The organism is Candidatus Enterococcus testudinis (genome assembly GCF_002140915.1).
In the GTDB taxonomy this organism is placed as follows: domain Bacteria; phylum Bacillota; class Bacilli; order Lactobacillales; family Enterococcaceae; genus Enterococcus_D; species Enterococcus_D testudinis.
The window spans coordinates 1,082,933-1,103,544 of record NZ_NGKU01000001.1 but is presented as its reverse complement, the minus strand read 5'-3'; the positions used below and the strand labels follow the sequence as shown (position 1 = coordinate 1,103,544).

The 20,612-nt window shown below is 39.7% G+C and carries 20 protein-coding genes; 6 read left to right on the top strand and 14 right to left on the bottom strand.

The features are described 5' to 3' along the window. The first annotated feature begins 224 nt into the window (after positions 1 to 224). From A5886_RS05260 to A5886_RS05235, 6 genes are all read left to right on the top strand, one after another. Positions 225 to 1,529, top strand: coding sequence for a DUF1576 domain-containing protein (locus tag A5886_RS05260; protein WP_086273971.1), 1,305 nt, complete (start codon positions 225 to 227; stop codon positions 1,527 to 1,529). After that, positions 1,522 to 1,884 carry a hypothetical protein gene (locus A5886_RS05255; protein WP_086273970.1) on the top strand — a complete coding sequence of 121 codons (363 nt, stop codon included), beginning with the start codon at positions 1,522 to 1,524 and terminating at the stop codon, positions 1,882 to 1,884. Before A5886_RS05260 ends, A5886_RS05255 begins: the two co-directional genes overlap by 8 nt. A gap of 209 nt (positions 1,885 to 2,093) precedes the next feature. Then, complete coding sequence (locus A5886_RS05250; RefSeq protein ID WP_086273969.1) at positions 2,094 to 2,456, top strand: YxeA family protein; 363 nt, start codon at positions 2,094 to 2,096, stop codon at positions 2,454 to 2,456. A 7-nt stretch (positions 2,457 to 2,463) separates the two neighbouring features. Then, on the top strand, positions 2,464 to 3,216 hold the full coding sequence (locus A5886_RS05245) for an ABC transporter ATP-binding protein (protein ID WP_086273968.1): 753 nt from the start codon (positions 2,464 to 2,466) through the stop codon (positions 3,214 to 3,216). A gap of 12 nt (positions 3,217 to 3,228) precedes the next feature. Continuing rightward, on the top strand, positions 3,229 to 5,034 hold the full coding sequence (locus A5886_RS05240; RefSeq protein WP_086273967.1) for an ABC transporter permease: 1,806 nt from the start codon (positions 3,229 to 3,231) through the stop codon (positions 5,032 to 5,034). A gap of 221 nt (positions 5,035 to 5,255) precedes the next feature. Beyond that, positions 5,256 to 5,849, top strand: coding sequence for a LysE family transporter (locus A5886_RS05235; RefSeq protein WP_086275999.1), 594 nt, complete (start codon positions 5,256 to 5,258; stop codon positions 5,847 to 5,849). A 61-nt stretch (positions 5,850 to 5,910) separates the two neighbouring features. Here the strand turns inward: A5886_RS05235 and A5886_RS05230 are convergent, their stop codons facing one another. The 14 genes from A5886_RS05230 to A5886_RS05165 all read right to left on the bottom strand — a co-directional run bounded on the left by A5886_RS05230 (position 5,911) and on the right by A5886_RS05165 (position 20,561). After that, positions 5,911 to 6,405, bottom strand: coding sequence for a signal peptidase I (locus A5886_RS05230; RefSeq protein ID WP_086273966.1), 495 nt, complete (start codon positions 6,403 to 6,405; stop codon positions 5,911 to 5,913). Beyond that, the gene (locus A5886_RS05225; RefSeq protein ID WP_086273965.1) at positions 6,402 to 7,070 is read right to left on the bottom strand and encodes a hypothetical protein; all 669 of its coding nucleotides are present in this window, start codon (positions 7,068 to 7,070) and stop codon (positions 6,402 to 6,404) included. Before A5886_RS05225 ends, A5886_RS05230 begins: the two co-directional genes overlap by 4 nt. Positions 7,071 to 7,100: 30 nt before the next feature. Further along, positions 7,101 to 7,580: a signal peptidase I gene (locus A5886_RS05220; protein WP_086273964.1), complete on the bottom strand. Its 480-nt coding sequence runs from the start codon at positions 7,578 to 7,580 to the stop codon at positions 7,101 to 7,103. Beyond that, positions 7,577 to 9,505 (bottom strand): hypothetical protein, encoded by a 1,929-nt coding sequence (locus A5886_RS05215; RefSeq protein WP_086273963.1) that lies wholly within the window; start codon positions 9,503 to 9,505, stop codon positions 7,577 to 7,579. The genes A5886_RS05220 and A5886_RS05215 overlap by 4 nt, the downstream gene beginning before the upstream one ends. A gap of 27 nt (positions 9,506 to 9,532) precedes the next feature. Further along, on the bottom strand, positions 9,533 to 10,150 hold the full coding sequence (locus A5886_RS05210; RefSeq protein WP_086273962.1) for a hypothetical protein: 618 nt from the start codon (positions 10,148 to 10,150) through the stop codon (positions 9,533 to 9,535). A 759-nt stretch (positions 10,151 to 10,909) separates the two neighbouring features. Beyond that, a complete protein-coding gene (locus A5886_RS05205; RefSeq protein WP_086273961.1) occupies positions 10,910 to 12,700 on the bottom strand; it encodes a DNA-binding protein in 1,791 nt (596 codons plus the stop codon). Positions 12,701 to 12,852: 152 nt separating this feature from the next. Beyond that, positions 12,853 to 13,560 carry a demethylmenaquinone methyltransferase gene (locus A5886_RS05200; protein ID WP_086273960.1) on the bottom strand — a complete coding sequence of 236 codons (708 nt, stop codon included), beginning with the start codon at positions 13,558 to 13,560 and terminating at the stop codon, positions 12,853 to 12,855. Between the two features lie 169 nt (positions 13,561 to 13,729). After that, positions 13,730 to 14,023 (bottom strand): hypothetical protein, encoded by a 294-nt coding sequence (locus tag A5886_RS05195; protein ID WP_086275998.1) that lies wholly within the window; start codon positions 14,021 to 14,023, stop codon positions 13,730 to 13,732. Between the two features lie 33 nt (positions 14,024 to 14,056). Next, on the bottom strand, positions 14,057 to 15,316 hold the full coding sequence (locus A5886_RS05190; RefSeq protein ID WP_086273959.1) for a hypothetical protein: 1,260 nt from the start codon (positions 15,314 to 15,316) through the stop codon (positions 14,057 to 14,059). Between the two features lie 30 nt (positions 15,317 to 15,346). Next, on the bottom strand, positions 15,347 to 16,399 hold the full coding sequence (locus tag A5886_RS05185; RefSeq protein WP_086273958.1) for a hypothetical protein: 1,053 nt from the start codon (positions 16,397 to 16,399) through the stop codon (positions 15,347 to 15,349). After that, entirely contained in the window at positions 16,392 to 17,768 is a 1,377-nt protein-coding gene (locus A5886_RS05180; RefSeq protein ID WP_256926153.1) for a glucosaminidase domain-containing protein, read from the bottom strand. Before A5886_RS05180 ends, A5886_RS05185 begins: the two co-directional genes overlap by 8 nt. Positions 17,769 to 17,835: 67 nt before the next feature. Next, entirely contained in the window at positions 17,836 to 18,072 is a 237-nt protein-coding gene (locus tag A5886_RS05175; RefSeq protein ID WP_256926152.1) for a hypothetical protein, read from the bottom strand. Between the two features lie 11 nt (positions 18,073 to 18,083). Next, positions 18,084 to 19,190, bottom strand: a complete 1,107-nt coding sequence (locus tag A5886_RS05170; protein WP_256926151.1) for a hypothetical protein — start codon at positions 19,188 to 19,190, stop codon at positions 18,084 to 18,086. 303 nt (positions 19,191 to 19,493) lie between these two features. Beyond that, positions 19,494 to 20,561: a DivIVA domain-containing protein gene (locus A5886_RS05165; RefSeq protein ID WP_086273956.1), complete on the bottom strand. Its 1,068-nt coding sequence runs from the start codon at positions 20,559 to 20,561 to the stop codon at positions 19,494 to 19,496. Positions 20,562 to 20,612 lie beyond the last annotated feature (51 nt).

Here is a 20,612-nt window from a genome sequence, read left to right as displayed (position 1 = left end):
GATATATTATAACAACAAAAAAAACATTCCTCTTTTTTATTAATAAAAATATCGTTATTTTATGATAGGAATTTTTTCATTGGTCGATAAATATTTCTTGAAGATTATATACTGTCTCCTCTCCTCTCTCTTTAGCAAATGATAGCAACAAATCACATAAAAAAACACGTCACAGCTATCGATAACTGACCAACTATGATACGATAAAATCAAAGGAGGATGCCATGCCTAAGAAGAAAGTCATCTTACATACTAGAACCAAACCATTTGCACCAGTGACCCAATTACTGACGCAGCGGTTGCTGCTCCTCTATAGTTGCTCGTTGATCTTGATTGGCTGTCTTTCAACGCCACCTGCAGCTTTATTCGCAGGTTCTGTGCGTATTTTAAGCGCATCGAGTCAGCTGGTCTCGGATTTTATGGCCGTCGGAAATATTGGCAGTGCTTTTTTGAATAGCGGTCTATTGATGTTGGTCACTGTTTTACTCACAAGAAAGCAAGGAACCGTGATCACAGGCCCGATGATTGCCGCAATCCTGACCTTATCTGGTTTTTCTTTATTTGGAAAGAACATGTTCAACTCGGTTCCAATTCCATTAGGTGTTTATTTATACGCGCGGATCCAACAACGTCCTTTCGCTCAGTATTCATTAGTAGCTTTATTCGGCAGTGCTGCATCGCCAGTGATCAGCTATCTCGCTTTTGGCTTACAACTGCCTTTGGTCGTCGGTATTCCTTTAGGCTATGGCGTCGGTCTATTGATTGGGATGATCCTCCCCGCGCTTTCAGCACAATTTTTGCAATTCCACCAAGGTTTTTCTCTATATAATATTGGGTTTGCTGCGGGAATCGTCACGATGTTTTTCACCAGTTTTTTGCGACTATTTGACGCAGATGTCATTCCTCAAACAATCGTATCAACAGACCATCACACCTTTTTGGTGTATTTTGTCCTGATTTTGTCTTGTCTGCTCTTTGCCATTGGTTATATCGTCAACGATCGATCCTTGACCGGTCTGGAAAAACTTTTTCAGACATCTGGTAAACTGATGACCGATTTCGTGACGATTTTTGGCTTAGGCGTTGCCTTGATGAACATGGCATTGATGGGTTTCTTGATGCTTGGTTTTATTTTGCTCATGCAAGGTCAGCTTTCCGGCCCATTGCTAGGTGCAGTCTTGACGGTCATCGGCTTTGGGGCTTTCGGTAACCATTGGAAAAACAGCGTGCCGATCTTGATTGGCGTCGTCATAGCAAGCAAGTTTGGCTTAACTGCGGATGTATCCACCTTCAGTATGCTTATGACAGCGATTTTCGGCACAAGTCTAGCGCCAATCAGCGGCTACTATGGACCGTTGGCCGGTATTGCTGCTGGTATTACCCATGCGGCATTGGTATCAAACGTTGCATTTTTACACGGTGGTCTTAATCTATACAACAATGGATTTTCAAGTGGATTCGTTGCTGCTGCAATGGTCCCGATATTAGACGAAATCAAACAATTTAAAAGGCGGAAAAACAATGATTGAAAAAGAACGCGCACGGCGTATAGCTGACGAAGTGGTGACCTACTTCCTCTCCCATCACTGTACACAGATCACAAGTCAAATGACTTTTGAAGCAGAGGGATTCTATGGCCGCGTCCATGGTCCCTGTTCAGAGAAACCGGATGATCTTGCTCATTTTATCGATATGTTGAACACTCCTAGAGATATCACTTTAGAAAATTATTACGTTGAGCTTTTGGGCGGACACCAAACGATCCATGAAGAAAAAGACTACTATCTATTGGGGACAATGATCGATAAGGCTACGATTACTTACGAAGATAACTATTTGACAGTTTCAGTATTTCGTAAAAAATACGGACGTGGATCTTCTTGACCCCTCCTCCCTCGCATCATCATGTTTCCCTCAGCGCTTGCTTGGTCACTAAGACGAAGAGCAAGTGCTGTTTTTTTTGCGCGCCTTTCTCTTCACCTGTATCAGTCGATACTTGTGACAAAACTGAAAGTTTTTTGATAGATTTTTCCCATTACTTTTCAGAAAGTCAGCGCTATACTTTCAACATAATCTAAATTGAGGTGAACCACATGAAAAAATTATTGGTTGGCTTAGCAGTCGTTGTCTTGGTTCTTTTCGGCGGATTGCAAATAGCACAGAAAATGGTGATGGGCGGAGAAAGTTATTATGTCCAGATCACAACCAATGGAGAGAAAAGCACATCACAAGACAGCAATGGCAATGTCAGCAATGAATATGATTATGATTTGACAGGCTATAACGAAAACGGAGAAAGCAAAGAATTGTCCTTTACCGCCTTCAAAGATCGCCCATTGCGTAAAGAAGCTTATCTGAAAATCACTTGGAACGAAAAACGCGGTGTCACCAGCTACGAAGAAGTCCAAGCATCAGATATTCCAACGAAAGCGTTGAATCAATTAAAAGGAGCATAATCAGCACATGGAAAAAATCATTCAAGCACATGAATTAACCAAAACATACGGCAAGAACAACGAAAAACAAACCCAAGCCTTGAAATGCGTCACATTTGATATCGAAAAAGGAGAATTTATTGGGATCATGGGTGCTTCTGGCTCAGGCAAATCAACATTGTTGAATATTCTATCAACATTGGATCATCCAAGTACCGGTTCGATCAAAATCAACAATAGCGACATTACCAAATTAAAAGGCAATGCGCTGGCAGATTTTCGCAGCCGTGAGATTGGCTTTATTTTCCAAGACTTCAATTTATTAGAAAATCTGACCGCTTCAGAAAATATCGCAGTCCCATTGTCGTTGCAGGGCGTCAAACCCAAAGTGATCAAACAACGGATCACGCAAGTGGCACAAAGATTGTCCATCAGCCAAATTCTTGATAAATATCCATCCGAAATCTCTGGTGGTCAAAAACAACGGGTTGCAGCTGCGCGGGCATTGATTACAGAACCAACTATTCTATTCGCGGATGAACCTACTGGTGCCTTAGATTCGAAAAGTGCCAAAGATTTACTGGATATGATGGATGATTTAAATACCAATGACCAAGTATCGATTTTACTCGTTACCCATGATCCGTTGTCTGCTAGTTATTGCCAAAAAATACTGTTTATCAAAGATGGCATGATCCATCAAGAAGTCAAAAGACATGACCAAAGCCGAGAAGATTTTTACCGACAAATCCTTGTCATCCTTGGCAACTTGGAACAGTAAGGAGGAACCATTATGCTTTGGAAATTATCACTTACTGGGATCAAAGGCCGCTTAAAGGATTACATTGTCTTGTTTTCAGGATTGATCATGGCTTCGGCCATATTCTATATGTTTGAATCAATGGCCAGCAATGAAGCATTTCTGACCAGCAATTCGATTCTGGGAACCATCGTATTTATCTTCCGCTTTGGGTCTGTATTGCTGGGCATCATTACTTTCGCCTATATTCTCTATGCCAATTCATTTCTAATGGCGATGCGTCAAAGAGATTATGCGATGTTTATGATGCTGGGCGCTAAAGGACGCAAAATTGCCCAAATGATTTTCATTGAAACCTTTATGGTCGGTTTTGTGGCAACCGTCATTGGGTCCATCGCAGGCATGGGATTGGCTCATGGGGTCAATGCACTGCTTGTCAGTCGCTTGAATCTGCAAATTACCCATTATTCAGCGTTTAGCAGTAAAGCGTTGATGGTGACATTGATTTTCTTCGCGTTATTATTTTTGGTAGCGGCGATCTTCAACGCATCTGCGATTACCAAGAAAGCCATTCTCGAATTATTACGAGAAACCAGTACACCCGCTCGGTTGAAACAACGGCCTATCTGGCTCGTCTTGCAAGCAATCATCGGTGTCTGTTCTTTGGCTTTTGGCTACTACATGATGAGTGATTTGATGAAGTTTCAATTGATTGGTATCGGGGTCGCCTTAGTGACGATCGTCTTAGGTACCTATTTGGTTTTCAGCTCAGTGATCATCACCGTATTGTCTGTGTTAAAATCAACTGACAAAATCGCCATGAAAAAATTAAACAACTTTACCTTTTCACAATTAAGCTTCCGAATCCGGGACTATACACAAATGCTTTCAATGGCTGCGATGCTTTTTGCTTTGGCGTTGGGCGCATTGACCGTTGGACTTGGCTTCAAAAACGAGATTCCTATCATGGCCAAATCAGTCGCTCCCTATGATTTGATTTTGAACAATGCGCAAGATGTAGATAATGCGTCAGTATCAGCGTTAAACCCAACCTTCGATACAACATACAGCCAAAAAGAAACAACCGATGCTATCTATTACATCAAAGAGCAATTCAATGACCAACCGTTACTCGCACCGGTTTATAATGAACACGGTGTCGATGCCGAGGGAAATTACAGTCAACTATCTGGGGATCTTTTGCAAGAAGACTTGAATGCTCAAGACGAATTGCGGGGCTATGAAGTGATGGAACAACGAGACAAAGAGATACGTTTTGTAGATGCAACGGATTTTGCAGCTATTGACGCGCAAGAAACCAGCTTACGGCTCATTCAAGTGGCCGATTTTGAAAGTAGTTATGCTGCATTGCGTACATTGGCAGAAGCCAACCAAACTGCGAATACCGTACAACCGATCGAAGCCAATTTCAATCAACGGGTGTTTGTCTATGACACGTACAACGGGATGTTCTCTGGCTTTGAGTTCATGGGCTTTTTCTTAGGCATCGCCTTTTTGACCATGCTGGCTAGCTGTTTGATGTTCAAAATCTTATCTGGTGCCAACAACGATATCACCCGCTACACGATGCTACGTAAAATCGGTACCCGAACAGCTTTACTGAAACAATCTATCAGAAAAGAAATTGGTGTCCTATTTTTAGCCCCGGGTATTTTGGGTATGATCCATGTCTTGTTTGGGCTTAAGATGTTTACGGCGTTAATGATCAATCCTTACGATAAATTATGGATTCCATTTGGTATCTTCATCGCTTTATACGCCATTTACTATTGCTTGACCGTATGGTTGTATGCCAACATTGTATTGAAAGACAAATAACCAAGAAACTGGATGACAGTAGAACGACTACGTTCTAACGTCATCTAGTTTTTCATTATTTATGACTTTTCTTAGCTTTTCCCCAGCTATTCACATCATCGAAACCTGACATTTGACGGCCAACCATTTACATGCTATCGTATTCTGAATATGTCTTGATTGTAATTAAACATGCTATCAACAATGAAACATTATCCAGATATCAAGAAAGGTTGCTGTTTGTGACAAATAGTTTAGCTTTTATTTCATATATTATCGTTGCCAGTTTCTCTCCTGGTCCCAATGCAATTCTATCCATGGCTCACGGTGGCAAGTACCGTTTGCGCAAAAGTATTCTATTTAATTGGGGTATTTTCATCGGCGTTTTGGTAGTCATGAATATCTGCGCTTTCTTTAGTCGCATGCTGCTAACCATTTTCCCTAGCTTTCAATCAATCATGATTTGGATCGGTGCAGCTTACATTCTCTATCTCGCTTGGCAAACACTAAAAAGTCAAACCAAGTCTGACGCCTCTGTCGAAGAACAAGAACATATTTTTGTCCAAGGAATCTTATTACAGTTTGCCAGTCCTAATACATTGCTCTATGGTATTACGGTATACTCTTCTTTCATCTTGCCTCATTATGAAACACCTGCAGCACTAAGCTTCTTTTCGCTTTTATTGGCTGTCGTCGCATTTATATTTACAGCTTGTTGGACGGTTTTCGGGGCACTGTTCCAACATTTCATACGGAAATATACGTACTGGGTCAATGTGACATTAGCGCTGCTCCTCGTATACAGTGCAGTAGCACTGATTATGCGTAATTTCTAAACAATAAAAGTGGTATCGATAATCCAGGCAGTTTGTTGCCTGTTTCCTCGATACCACTTTTTTATTCATGTTTCCAAAGAATCAAAAACGCGATTCGTACTGCGATCAATCCTAGTACCACCGCAAAGATCAGTGGATTTTGCATCCAAATCATCACATGACCCAAGTAGGGAATGTGCACAGCCATGCGACCGACAAACTTATCCTCTGTCACTTGTTTCATATCATTGACTGTATTGTGGTCGCCTCTCGTTTGGATGCCTTCATCCGTTATGGAAATAATGCGATGGGTCACCATCATGCCCTCATCTTCAAAGGTAATGATTTCGCCAACTTGCAACTGATCGAAATCCTCCGCCTTCACGACGACATAATCGCCAACCTTCAAGGTAGGTTCCATACTGCCGCTGATCACCGTATACCCTTTATAACCGAATAAACCGTCCCCTGATGGTTTCGAAAGAAAATTCAACACCGCCAGCAATAAGACTGCTGCCACCAAAAGCGTGCCGCAGCATGACCAAATGATCCGCATCACCGTTTTTATTTTACTCAAGATATCTCCTCAACTTTGATCAATTGATTTTGTTTGGTTGAATTGTACAAATAAAGCCCCCACTCGCTTGTCACAAACACTCGACTCTCATAAGCGGTCAACCCATTATCTGATTGGACTTTTCCGACGAAAGCTGGCAGCGCGGACAAAAATTCTTCCGGTCGCTGCTCATTGGTCACCGACATGTCATAACGAATCGTTTTCGAGACCAAACCAACTTGTCCTTTCCCATCGATTTGAAAGACATCGGCCGCAGGTGTTGGCTGCAACACTAACAAAAGATAGTTTTCCCTTAAAAGCAAATACATTCTTTGCTTGATAATTGCAATCGATACACTTTCTAATTCAGTGGAATGATCATCACTGGCTGACGCAAAGGCAGTTAGATTGGTCAATTGCAGCAATTGCGGCGAACCAGTTGTTTTAGCGACATGCTTCGCCTTTTCCACGAATGCCTCTCGGGTCATTGGTTCTGAATAAGTAGTCGTTTCAAAAAAATCAGTCCGAAATATATCATCTTTGATTTCATCATTCAACACAGCTGTCGATAACAAATGCTGATTCTCAGCATTTTTTTCATTCATATGGACTTTAAAAAAATAAAAGAAACTTGTAACTGCAGCAAACAACAACAAACTTACAACAATTTTATACGCTCTTTTCACCCAGTGCTTCGCTACTTTCTACAAGTCGTGTCAATCTCGTTTAAAAAATGACCAAACAAAGAATAGCGCAATTAGCCCACATAGTAAAGCAAAAATCAGCGGATTTTGCATTTTCATCATAAAAGTGCCTAAATATGGAATCACGATGATTTGTTTGCCAATGTAATTGCTTTTCGTTACCGTCTCTTGATCAGGTGTGTCATTTTGATCTCCTTGCACTGTCACTGCATCAGCCATTTTTTCCACAACGCGATGGGTCACGATCGTTTGATCCTCTGCTTGGTAAGTGATAATATCGTCTGTCTCGATCGAATCAAAGGCAGCCATTCGATCAATCACATAATCTCCTGCACGAAAAACAGGTTTCATACTATTGCTCAACACAGTATACCCTTTAAAGCCAAACAGCCCCTTGCCTTGCGGCGCGGATAAGACGTTTAATAGCACGAATAGCAGTAAGATGACAGTAACGATAGTGAGTAGGCTGTTGGTGATTGTTCTGAGTTTCATTCTGGCTCCTTGCTTGGTTCGGTTTGGTTGGTGGCTGGTTCGGTTGACTGGCTTGTTGAGGATTCCGGTTTTGATGCGCTACTATTCTCAAAAAATTGCTCCGAAGATTCATCAGCCGTACCTTCTGATGAATCAGGTGAAGTTTCTTTTGCTTCTTGCTGAACATCGCTATCTAATCCTGACTCTTTATATGTAGAATCAGAAAGGATAGAATCTATTAAATCCTTATTTTTTGTACTTTGACTATTGATATTGTTTTCAGGGGAATTTCCTGACTCAGAGGACTGACTTTGATTTTCAATCATAAGTTTCTGCAAGGTACTTTGATCATTCAAAACTTCAAAGGATATCCATTTTTCAAGAATTTTTCCGCTCATATCAAATTTTTTAAAAATCATAGTTTGATTGATGCTCCATGGAAAAGTAGTTGACTGATATTGGTAACTAATTTCCATAAATTCTTCATCCAAACTATATACTATGTTATAAGAAGTGATCCCTGGTCCAAGTGTAATAGTCTGGTCATAGAATTGAGAAATAAAGTTTTTCGGAATTTTAAGATATACTTTCATTCCACTTGAAAAAACACCATTAGATAAAGTTATATCGTTATTTATTGCTTTAAACTGGAAATCATCGTACAAACTGGCAGTCAACTCTTCGCTCAAATCTTTTTGATTAATTGAAGTTATTTCACGGGAAAAGACCACTATATGAGTATCCTTGTCCCGAAATGTCAGTTGACTCGACAATCCACCTTTTGAATTTTTCTGTTTAATCATCAAATCATTCGTATCAGAAAATGAAAATGAGAACCATTCACTATCCACGCCTTCAATAGAAATTGAATAATGTTCTTTTATGTATTTGATGTCTTCAAACTCAGTTATTCCCCACCAAAAGTTATTTGATTCTGTTATTGAAAAGAAATTATACCGTGTGCCGGAGATACTACTTTGTAAAGGTAAATCCTTATCAGCATCTGTTTCGAGAGCATCTGGAATCATTAAAAGGGGCTTAACAGCTTGAGAAATATCAACCTTTTTTGACTCCTGATCTAGTGTTTCTAATGTAATTCCATAGACATTTGATCTACCTTCTAAACTTTTATCGTCCATTTTGAATTGGATGCGGAAGCCTTTTTTTTCAATATAGTCTATTTTATCAACTTCCACATTGTTGTTTAAATTACTACTATTCAATAATGTTGTTAGATTCTTTATCGCAATATCTTGTTCAGCTTGACTCAATAATTGCTTATCTTTAAATTTGTAATAAACAATCCCAGGAATCACAGTTGTCGCACGACCGTTTACAATACTATAAAAGAGTTTTTTTTCAACATATAAATCATTATTCTTGAATAGATTGTCATCTATCCAGTTATTTGAATCAGCACTTTTAGGCTCTGAATACGAAAATACAATTGTTTTTTCATCAATGAAACCATATGTAGCCTCTTTTATGTTTATTTGACTTAAACGAACTTTTATTTCAAGCGTTAATGTTTGTCCTTTTAGCAGACTTTTTAACTTTTTAAAGTTAAACAATATACTATGAGTTTCAGTAGACAAGATGCTGGTATTTTGTTTTGGAAGTGTAAAGTTAAAGTACTCGGCTAATTCTGAAGGCTCAATAGGTTTGCTGTCCAATAAAATAGTTTCAAGAGTATACGATAGCTTACCATCAAGTGATCCAGAATTTTTCAAATCTACAGTGATTTCAGTTTGATTTGAATGCTCAGTAAAACTTATTTGATGTTTTTCTAATTGATTACTATCAAATGAAAGAAACCCACTCGATAGCTGAATTTCATCTTGTATGTCTTCTACATCTTGAAACTGCGCATAAGTAGTAGTGGGCAATAAAAAAAATAAAGCAGATACCACAAAAAATAGTGGTAGCTGATAGCACCGACAATTCATTATGGTATACCCCTTAAATTAGTTTGGTTAATTTGTTTGAACTGCAGTAACAGTTATTGGATTTAATTGATTTAATGAAAGTCCATTACTTTTATTTCGCGATCCATCCTCATTAAATTTCTCAGGCTCATTTTTTGGTGATAAACCAATTTTTATTGTGATTTCGATTTCTTCATTTTGTTGAACATCAAATCCTGCATATTGATCAGGATTAATAAGCGAGCCATTCAACTTGACAACAACAGCTGCGTCGTATTTCACTTTTTGAACATCTTGAATAAGCGTATCAATATCCTTAATAGATATTTTAGCACGAAGACTACCGCTATAGTGAATTGTTACTGTCTTTTGAAATGCATCACCTGGTTGCAAATTATTAGCACTTTTATTGACTAAGCTTAAATTTCTAGATGTTGATGAATTATCCCAAGTTACGTACTGCCAATCACCTACATTTTTCGTATCAAAACTAACTGTACCAGCTGTCAATTCGATATCCGTTCTAATACTCGTACTATCCGTAAAATAAGCATATGTCCCATAAGTAGCAAAACCGATAAAAATAAGTGCCAGCATCAAAATTGAATAACGGTTGCTTTTACGCTTTGCATTTCCTTCGCTCTTTTGTTGTTTGTGATTAAACATGTTTACTCTCCTTTTTATACGCCTTTTCAGCTCAACGTTCTAAAGTATAGCAAAGGAGAAACCTTATGACAACAAGGAAAAACAGCATTTTTAGTTTTATAACGCTAGGCAAAATATTCAAAATGAACTTTTTATACAACGCAATTGATTTTCACGTAAATATAATTATTAAAATTATTTACAGAAAAAAATGAATGCATACTGAATGAAGTTGCAAAAAAATATACAACATTCCAGAAAAATATTCATTTTTATAACATTAAAATTAGATTAAAAAACTTACATTTATTTAGTAAACCAGTTTAACCTTGATGCGTTTTCAAGAAAAAAATTGTCTCTTCAATCGTTCGAATTCGAAATAAATGTAAATCTTTACTTTTGTAGTATAACGGTCAATGTCTGATGCGATAGTGATAAAAACTGATATATCAATATTTACAGCGTATTTCTCAACATTTTCCACCTTTAAAAAAGTCCTCTTATTAAAAGCCAAACGATCTAAATACAGTATCGGCTAAAAAAAAGTTGATTTAAGTCCTGACAAGAATTATTTTTTTCTCATCGTTAACAGGAAAAATGCCGATTTCATTTCATTGTATATGTTCTAAATCCTGCTTTCAGAATATTCATTTTTGACCACGGATTGGGCTTTCGCCAGATGTAAATAGCGTGGGTTATAATAACTCTAAAAAATCACCGTTAAAAAAAGGGTCATTTTTAACGGTGATTCTTAGTATGATTGAATGAAGATCGTTGATATTAATTCGTTTCAGCTGTCGGCACGCCCTCGATTGTTAATGACTCAATACTTGCAGCGGTCATATCAGCGGTCACATTGGCTTGGAATGTCACTTGATCACCCACTTGCAAGAATTGTGCATAAGGCGAATTGTTGATATTGACACTGTAGATGATTGGATCATTTTCTAATATAAAGGAAACCACTGTTTGACTGGTACCTGTCAATAGCTGTACACGTTGCACGGTGCCTTGTTTTTCGGCCATATTGGCTGGATCACTGTTTTGATTGTTGCTACCGCTAGTGGCCAGCTCAATTCGGTAGGCATCCAGTGCGGCTTGTGCTGTATCTGCATCAATGACAATATCATTATCGACGGCATTGATGTATACATATTTTTTGAAGATGCCTTTTGAATCCATTAGTGAAACAATCCATGTTTGGACACCATCAATATTATAAAGTACCGGCATTTCCGCCTTCCACTTTTTCTCTGGATAAATTTTTGAAGCGATCGAAATCGCACCGTCACTATCCATGATACCAACATCCGCATCACGATAGTACGTTAGTTGACCGGTCCGTGCATTGATCAGTGAATAGCCTAATGCAGAGTCTTGGTTGCTGTCATCACTAGTAAAATCCGTGAAATATAATAATTCACTGTCTTTGTTCAGCAATGGCGTGATTTGTCCAGATGCGTAGATGCCGTTTTCTGTCGGTATTTTGACATCTTTTTTGGCACCAAAGATAAATTGATTCCACCAACCTTGGCTATATCGGCCATAGTATTCATTCAGACGATTGGCTGCCGCAGAAGTGATTGGTGCGTCAATGAAGCTTGGGGCTTTTTCGCTATCATACAAGTCAACTGCACCGGTTTGTGCATTTAAGACTGCCGTTTTAAAGTGGTCAAAATGCATCAATCCTGTGACGCCATATTCTTTGTACAATGTTTGGATATAAAATGGATTGCCCTCTTCATCGATTTCCAAATTAATGGTTCCTAATGAACCATACCCAGGAAAGGCTGCATATATTTTGCGGGCTGCATCTTCATTGAAGTATGCTGACGGTGTATAATGCAATGGCTTGCTAACAAATTCAGGCTGTGCATTGATGTCTGTCGCACTGATTTTGAAGTAGCCGGGGATTTCCTTCAGCTTGAACCATTTCCAGAACCCGTTGTATTCTAACGTCGCCACATAGACGTACTCTCCATTGATGGTTTGTGCTGTGATTCCATCTAAAGTAAACATGTTAGAGTTCGGAATGACTGAAAATTTTTGCAACATTTTGCGTTTCGCTGTATCCGGTGCAATTGCAATGGGGGTTTCTTTCGTCGATGTCAGTGTTTCTGCTTGTTCTTGCGTTGTAGCCGGAATCGTGGCATAGATCGAATCAGTAGAGACGATTCGTGTGATCCCGCTCACACCCCATAGCAACAACGCGGCGAGCACACCGAGCCAAAAAACTTTTGGCGCCAACGCCAGCGGTTTCTTCGCTGGTTTGACCACTTTGTTTTGTCTAGCTTGTTTGATTTCTTCTGCAAGTTGTCCAGATCGTATGTAACGCAGCAGCCATAAAATGGCACTGGCTCCTAACACACCAATCAAATTGATCCATAAAATCGAAGACAGCGTTTTACTCGGCAGTAGCGCATAAACTGCGCCGCCCAAAATCAACAGCTCAACAATCGTCAACACGATAATCGGTTTCTTCTTTCCTTTTTGCAACATAGCTACCCCTATGTTGGTGCCCAAGATCCCTAATCCAAAGAGGATGGTTAATTGTATAAAGTCAATAAGCATCTCATTTCTCCTTTCATTTCCCTATAGTTCATTATTGAACAAAAGAACCTATTTGTCTATCCACCTTTGGTTGGATTTTGGCTGGCAGACCAAAAAAACCACTGAGATCCGTAAGCTGAAGCATCAGTGGTTCACCGATTGATTGGTTTGGCTTATGGTTTGAAGCCCATGTGCATGGCTGTGACACCGCCAGCATAGCTTTTGATTTGCACATCACGAAAGCCGGCTTGCTCAAAATCATCCCGCAACTGTTCTTTGCCAGGAAATGAGTGGGCAGATTCTTGCAGCCACGCATATTCTTGGAAACTTTTTGCAAAAAGTTTGCCAAAAAAGGGCATGATATAATGAAAGTAAAAACGAAACAATTGTTTCCAACCCGGTATTTCCGGCTGCGATGTTTCCAGACATACTACCATGCCTCCGGGTTTTGTTATCCGATATAGCTCTTGCAAAACTTGCTGATGATCTTCAACATTGCGCAAGCCAAACCCAATCGTCACATAATCAAATTGGTCATCCGCAAAGTCTAACGCCATTGCATTGCCGATTTGCCAAATAATGGGTCCGCTGTTCTCCGGTCTTGATTTGTTGGCTGCAACCGATAACATTTGCCCGCTGAAATCGACGCCAGTAACTTCTCCAGTGGGTCCGACAGCTTCAGCCAAAGCCAGACTCCATTCGCCTGTCCCGCAGCAAACATCCGCTATAACGCTCCCTGCTTGAACAGACATCCGTTTCATCACATCTTTTCGCCAACGCTTGTGCAGCTGAAATGAGATAATGCTGTTCATTGGATCATACTGCGGGGCAATCCGTTCGAAGACTTGGTGTACTTTCGCTTCTTTGCTTGGCTGTTCCATCCTTCATCCTCCTCATTGTGGTTCCAGACGTATCAATTTTTTATCAGTCTATCACGAACCATCTGAATCAACAAAAAATAGAACTTGTCTGACTTTGCACAAAAGTCAAAACAAGTTCTATCCTATTTATTCTTATCCCCTATTCTGAATTCACTGATTGCCTCGCCTGCTATAAAGTTTCATCCTGCAAAGGATTGATTTTACTTAATGCAAACCCCCAGCGAATCAATTTGTTGAACTCTGGATAATCATGGATGGGGATTTTCTTTTTTCCTGTACGGGATAGTTTGATCCGGTTGCGTATCTCACTATAGCGTTCTTCTTCCACTAATCGTGCAATTTCAGAAAGACCTTTTTCAATGTCTGGGTCCTGATGATCAGATTGTTTATACTGATGATAGTAATAATCTAAGTACTTTCCGTATTGAAGAAAGTAGCGGTACTCAATCTCTTCGATCCCCATTTTCACTCTGATCTCCCCTTGATAGTTCTACACTCATTGCTGTAATGCGCGCAAGTAATGATAAATCCTATTTGATGCTGTTTCTGATGAACCCTCCGTTAAGCCAAAGACTTCAACTAATGCACCTATGTCACTCGTCTGTATCACTTCAACTTTTGGCAATAACTTATATGTGGTATGAACATTGTCGATCAACGGCAGATGGCAGTCAATTTTATCTACCAACGAGTATGTCGTAGCATCGTGGTTGTCGGACGTATATGATGCATCGATTGGGACAGAATAATAGAACCAACCGTCTTCAGGATTGTACACCCAAGAATCTCTTTGGATCTCTCGAAAATCACTTACAGCCCCAAAATGAATTTGAATGTTAGCCGCACCTAACTGTTGGTGCGCCGCAGTCACAAAACTATTGACCACCTTAACGCTTGCAGAAGGATAGAGTCCGACAGCGTCTGGGAATGTACTAATTTTCTGAGGCAATTGAAAAGCATCACCTAATCCAGAGTCAGTCAATGAGTAATCAAATTGAGTCATCCGACTCATACCTTGTTGGCCCAAATAGGTGAATCCCGTTGGCTGCGTATCTGTGGAATAAGGACTGACCAATTCAGATTTGGCCCAATTTTTGACAGCGTAACGATAGCCATGCTCATAATAACTGAACCGCAGCTGTCTTGCTTCGTACCGACGATCATCCCAATCAAGAGATGGATCTTGAACATACAATGTGCCTGTCATTTTTTGGACAAGCTCGTTATCCTCTGCAGCATAGCGATAAGCAAAAAGCACATCATTGATTCGATAATTATCCCCATATTCCGCACCCTTCTTCAGCCAAACATTGACCAGACCTTTTGTTTGATCAATTGGCAGACCGCCAACGACATCGGTAATGTCTACATAACCCGCCAAAGGAAATGTTTGACTAGTCACTTGCTGAATGACTGGCAAATACTCCCCCATGGCCTCATGATTTGCGGGCGCATCTTTAGTTATTTCACTTGCGTCTTGCGGAAGATACTGCAACACTTCTTCAAAACTCGCGCGGACAAATACCGGTACGTCACTATCATTTTTTACTTTGACTGATTTTTGGATCGTTTTAATGGTATCGTTGGTATATTCTTGCCCTTCTTCTAATAGTTCAACTTCAGTCAAAACGCCACTTTCCATTTGCATATGTTGGATGTATTGTAATTGCGTATTCTGCCAGATCATGACACAAATGATGACCATAAACATACACATACTAACAATCAATCGCATTAAATTTGTTTTCTTCTTCACTGTAAGGCCTCTTATTCATCTTTTCCGTCGTCAACTAAAGAGATATACGCCTAATAAAATAAATAACGTTATCAGTGAGACACAAAAAACCAATGATAAAAATAAGTTATAGTCTATAAAGCGAAATAAATCTGCTAAGTTGCGGATACTTGTGGCAACGATTCCGACGAAACTATCGGCTGCGACACTTTCTTCCTCAAAGGGTTGCGCATCACCTACAACGCGCAATTCCTGCGTCTGGTCTTCCGCGCTTTCAATGGCGACCAAACGGCGTGCGGTATAGACAGGTGCTTGTGCACGCTGTAACACGATCACTTCATTCATGGCGGTTTCCACCAATGTCTGCTCTTTTACAATCACTATGTCTCTGGTTCGCAGTCCACTGGTTTGTGTCATCATGCCATTGTCTTGCAGTCGAACAACGCGGTGACCAAATACAGAAAGATTCATTTGATAGGCCATATAAAGGGAGCTAAACCCTAGAAGTAAGAGCATCACGACCGTACATATGAAATAGTATAGAACTTTCAACCCTTTCCCTGATGGCTTGGCTTGTGTGTTTTTCGGTTGCGTATTTCTTTTATTTTTTGAAGCGATTTCTTTATTTGGGTTGGGTCTTTGTTTCTGCCCAGATTGACCCGTATTGTTCTTTGGCCTTTTCGTTGCACTTTTTTGTGTTTGACCCTCTTTTTTCTTGACTGCTGTAGGTTGGGCAGAAACAGTACGTTGTGGGGCCGGCTTCTTTTTTCTAGGTTGTGCAGCCGGCGATTTCTTACTGTTCTTACTTGAGACTGCTTTATTTGAACTTGAAGGGTTTGTATTGGTTGGTCTTGCTGGTTTACGCTTCTTTTTTACCTGATTGAATTCCTTGTTTTCAAGAACTACAGGTTTTTGGGGTTTATTCGACGCTTTGTTGGCGGCTGTTTTCTTTCCTTTCACGCGTTGCTCAGGATTTTCAGTCACTCGATTTCGTTTTGACACCTGTGTGATATCTTGCGCATGTTGCTTTTTTTTGCGCTTATTGGCCGGCAGTTGCGGTGGACGGTTGCCATTTGATGATTTGGTCTGCTTCATCTCATTCATCCCGTACCACCTCATTACCTGCAGGTTCTTTGCCTTTTAGTTGCAAAGCATATTGATTGGCATTGGCATTATTTTGCAAACGTGCTTCCTTTGTTTGCACAGATGCAGAGGATGACTCCGACCACTGAGGACTCGCGGACAATACCTGTCTCTCTTTTGCTTGTTGTGTTTCCTCGGTATCCTTTGTATTTTCTTGCGCTTGAGTATCCAATCGTTCCTTTTCATCAACTGTTTGGGTGAGCGCTGGAGATGTATCAAAACGTTGTAGCTGATATGTGTTGATCAATGCGTCCAGTTTCTTGTTGTAGTGGATATCTGTGGCATAACGGCCTGTTAGCCAAGCAGTTGCTTCTTGATAGGTAGCCGCATTTTCTTTCCAAACAGGGGCATAAAAATGGGCATTTCCAGATATACCGCCTTTTAACAAGCGCGCATAATCCTCAATCGATTCTTTATATCCTGGATATTTCCTAAAGTTTGACGAAATCGTATACCAAGTGCCATTTCCTTTGTCTTCTTGTGTATTAAAGACTACTTTCTGTCCTAAATAACTGCCTTTGATGCCGAATAAATTGTAATTTGGCGCGCTGGATAATGTACTATTTCCTGAGCCTGTTTCAAGAATGGCTTGGGCAATCATCACAGAAGCGTATAAACCGTTTGCATAAGCAACCTCTTGCGCATCCTCACCAATCATCGCAATAAATTCGTTTGTTGTTTGGTTCTTCACAACTGAAAATTGAAAATGTTCCTCGGTTTGCTCTTCATCGATTTGTGTCTTGGCTTCTTCTTTGATTTGCTCAATTACTGGTTCATCCGTCTCTTTTTGGGTCGTTTCCTGTGTCGTTGACTCTTCTTTGGGTGCAGGACTTGATTGCTGAGTATCAGATTCTTTATTTGACGTACTTTGTTCCTTATTCTCTGTCACATCAGGTTGGTCCGGAATAGACGGATGGCTACTCTCGATTTCCTGCTCATCGAGCAAACTTTCCTCAGCTTCTGCCGGAATCTCTGATTCTATTGACTCAACGTCTTGATTGATGTCTGCTAGGTTATCCTCTTCCGGAACATTTTTTGCTTCAGGAGCTGAAATGAAATCATTCCCTGAAGATTCTGAATTTTGTCCAGAAATAAAATGCTCTTCTAAAGAATCAATTTCCTGATTGATATAGGTTAATGGTACATGGGTTGCTATCGCTGGTTCTACTGGTTTTTGTGCCCTACGTTCGTCAACGGCTGTCATATATTCCTTCGGCGACATCCCAAGAAACGGTTGGACGAATGCTTCTGATACTGTCTCTTGAAAGAGCCCTAGACTAAGAATGGCGCTCATAGCTAGTCCTTTTGCGCCTTTGCTTCGATTTTTCACCTTTTTCTTCAACCTCCCTAAACCCAACACTGGTTCCCAATTTTTTCTCACGTACTATTTTACTTTCTTAATCCTCAAAATGGACAAGGAGCAACTGATAATGAAATGCGTTATTTCGTAAATGCATGGTAAATCCCAATAAGAATGCTAAAAGAAAAAGATGGCTGATCGTCACATAATCACGAAATGCAGACAAGTAAAAATAGGCAGTCAATTGTAAGAATATTGCCAGCGGGATGAATGAAGCAATAAAGTAGATCCGATACAATAATACAAGCCTTTTTCTTTTATCGATATGCAACATATACATCTCCTCTACATATGCGTTTGAGTGACAGAAATTTTTTGTTCGATCAAATAGCTTTCTCCTTGCAGTAAATCGAAATAAGCAGATTTCCTTAATAGATTGTCATAATCCATTTTCATCATTCGTACGTAAGGTTTCTGGAACCAAGGTCTCTCATTGATTTTTACTCTGGATTCAATGACACTGCATTCATAAAAAACCAAACTGATATCTTTGGCAGAGAGGTGATTGTCTAATATTTCTTTTGTTTGTCCACGCTCATATACCAATTCATTATTGTTTAATGTCATTTTTTCTATTTTTTGAATCAAATTATCATTGATACGCCACATCTGTTCAAGATATTTGGCTTTTTGAAACAAGTAGGTATATTCTTTAAGGCTGATTTTGTAGCGCTTGTGCCATTTCTCATCTTCATCGACAGATAAGGCATTCAAATATTGGATACTGTTTTTTATCATCGATGCTTCTAAATTTTCAACGTATAGTTCCAATTTTTGATTGGCTAATCGTAACCGCTCTTTACTGGCACGTTCTCTTTTTGCGTCCTCTTGTAACGCAATGTGGGTCGAATCAATCTTTGATATTTTGTCTGTATCTTTCATTTTCGCTACACGATTTTTCTTTTTGACATTTGGTGCAGACTGCTGTTCTTTGATAGCTTGATATTCGCTTTCCCTCTTTCGAGTCGCTAATTTCTTTTCAATGTTTGTTCGTCGTTCTTCAAACACTTGCATTTTAGGTAGGTTGATGACCGAAACGATTTCTTTTCCCAAAACCGATCCAATCATTTCGCTCATTCTTTGTTTCATTTCTGACACAGAATACTCGGCTTTTTTTTGTTGATCGAGACTCTCTTCAAGACTGATCATAAATGGCCACTCATTGTCAGTCAGCGCAATCGGGATAAATTCTAGAATCAGCGTTCTAATTTTTGGTGATAAGAAGTTTGTTCCTACTTGCGTCCACACCCATTGAGGAAACTCTTTTTTTAATATAGAAAGACAAGTGTCTAGATCAATCTCTTTGTTGACAATATCGATTGAGAAATGGTGTGTGAAAGCTTCAACAGAAAAATATTCACTGAAGTAATGATCCAGTTGATTTTTATTCAATGGGGTGTCTGGCCACGTTCTTTCATAGAGGTCCACACAGGTTTCGACCATGGTGGTAAGAACATCAACTGTATATAATACGTCCTCTAGATTTGGGCTTAAAGTTGGATATACGTCTATTCTTAATATGTCTTTAGTCAAGTTTTTCCCGAAAGCTATTTGTACTAAATGAAATGGTCGTTTGTTACAAAAGTAACAAAGAATATCAAAAAAACAAATAATTTTCGGTTTCCCTCCTTTACCCAAGTTCTTGCCCTCATTTGGCCTTCATCTTTTTACATATATGGCATCGTCTTGTATCCATCAAGGCAAATCAAAACCCTCGCTCGATTTGAGCCATTGTTTAAAGAGTCCTTCTGATTCTTGATGAAACTGCGTCAATCGCTCTTTATATTGTTTCAAGTCTTGCCTGATGCGGATCACTTCCATTGATGCTTCTGAAACAATTTTGTTTGCTTCATTTTCGGCTTTTTGTCGTCGATGTTTGGCTTCAATCTCTGCCGCAGCGGTGGTCTCCCGCGCTTTTTCCTTCGCTTCTAAGAGAATCGTTGCCAACTCATTTTTCATGTGTTCTTGTCTTTCCAACTCTCTTTCGAGATCTCTTTGCATCACATTTCTGTCGGCCAATTGCTGCACTCGTGAATTTTCTAGTTCCTGGTATTTATGATTAACGTTTTGCAAACGATCGCTCATTTGTTGGTGCTCGTGCTTTAAAGTCTTCAGTTGATCTGATAATGCTTCTTCATTTTCCTTCAACCTTGAGATGATTTCGTCTTTGGTTTTTCGTTCTTTTGTCCACTCTTCTTTGACATCTTTTAGTGGAGAGAGTTCTTCAAGCTGACGATTCAATTCTTCATTTTGATCCAGTAGATCTTTTATTCTATCTTCATACGCCTCTGCATGATCAGCCGATTCTGATAATTCAGACAAATCACGTTGATATGTCGCGGATAACGCTCGTTTTTCTTCTTGCGCTGCTTCTAGTTGTCTGCTTAATTCATTGACTTTGGCTTGTAGTTGATCTTTTTCGTAAACAACGCTATCATGCCTTGTCACTTGAGCGGCCATTCGATTGATTGATTCTTGTTTATTGTCGAGTTGTTTTGAAAGATGTTCAACCGTTTGACTCAGTTGCGTAATCGTTAATTCAAGATTCTGAACATGTCCACGGGTAGATTCGTGACCAGATGAATCGTCTTCATCCTCCTCATAGTCCTCATCCTCGTACTCGTCTTCATCATAGTCATCTTCATCGTATGCTTCTTCATCGTATGCTTCTTCGTCATATTCATCTTCATCATATTCGTCTTCATCATATACGTGGACGTTTTCATATGTTTCGTCCTCTTTTTTCTTTCTAAAAAGCCCCATCTTACTCCTCCTAGCGTCCTATCGTATTACTGATGTACCAGCAGTGCGCTT

What these genes read in the sequence shown, in the direction of transcription:
- A5886_RS05255 (WP_086273970.1), top strand. Translation starts at nt 1,522, where the DNA reads ATGATTGAAAAAGAACGCGCACGGCGTATAGCTGACGAAGTGGTGACC.
- A5886_RS05215 (WP_086273963.1), bottom strand. Translation starts at nt 9,505, where the DNA reads ATGAATTGTCGGTGCTATCAGCTACCACTATTTTTTGTGGTATCTGCT.
- A5886_RS05205 (WP_086273961.1), bottom strand. Translation starts at nt 12,700, where the DNA reads ATGCTTATTGACTTTATACAATTAACCATCCTCTTTGGATTAGGGATC.
- A5886_RS05220 (WP_086273964.1), bottom strand. Translation starts at nt 7,580, where the DNA reads ATGAAACTCAGAACAATCACCAACAGCCTACTCACTATCGTTACTGTC.
- A5886_RS05165 (WP_086273956.1), bottom strand. Translation starts at nt 20,561, where the DNA reads ATGGGGCTTTTTAGAAAGAAAAAAGAGGACGAAACATATGAAAACGTC.
- A5886_RS05245 (WP_086273968.1), top strand. Translation starts at nt 2,464, where the DNA reads ATGGAAAAAATCATTCAAGCACATGAATTAACCAAAACATACGGCAAG.
- A5886_RS05185 (WP_086273958.1), bottom strand. Translation starts at nt 16,399, where the DNA reads ATGAATGAGATGAAGCAGACCAAATCATCAAATGGCAACCGTCCACCG.
- A5886_RS05240 (WP_086273967.1), top strand. Translation starts at nt 3,229, where the DNA reads ATGCTTTGGAAATTATCACTTACTGGGATCAAAGGCCGCTTAAAGGAT.
- A5886_RS05200 (WP_086273960.1), bottom strand. Translation starts at nt 13,560, where the DNA reads ATGGAACAGCCAAGCAAAGAAGCGAAAGTACACCAAGTCTTCGAACGG.
- A5886_RS05195 (WP_086275998.1), bottom strand. Translation starts at nt 14,023, where the DNA reads ATGGGGATCGAAGAGATTGAGTACCGCTACTTTCTTCAATACGGAAAG.
- A5886_RS05260 (WP_086273971.1), top strand. Translation starts at nt 225, where the DNA reads ATGCCTAAGAAGAAAGTCATCTTACATACTAGAACCAAACCATTTGCA.
- A5886_RS05175 (WP_256926152.1), bottom strand. Translation starts at nt 18,072, where the DNA reads ATGTTGCATATCGATAAAAGAAAAAGGCTTGTATTATTGTATCGGATC.
- A5886_RS05250 (WP_086273969.1), top strand. Translation starts at nt 2,094, where the DNA reads ATGAAAAAATTATTGGTTGGCTTAGCAGTCGTTGTCTTGGTTCTTTTC.
- A5886_RS05210 (WP_086273962.1), bottom strand. Translation starts at nt 10,150, where the DNA reads ATGTTTAATCACAAACAACAAAAGAGCGAAGGAAATGCAAAGCGTAAA.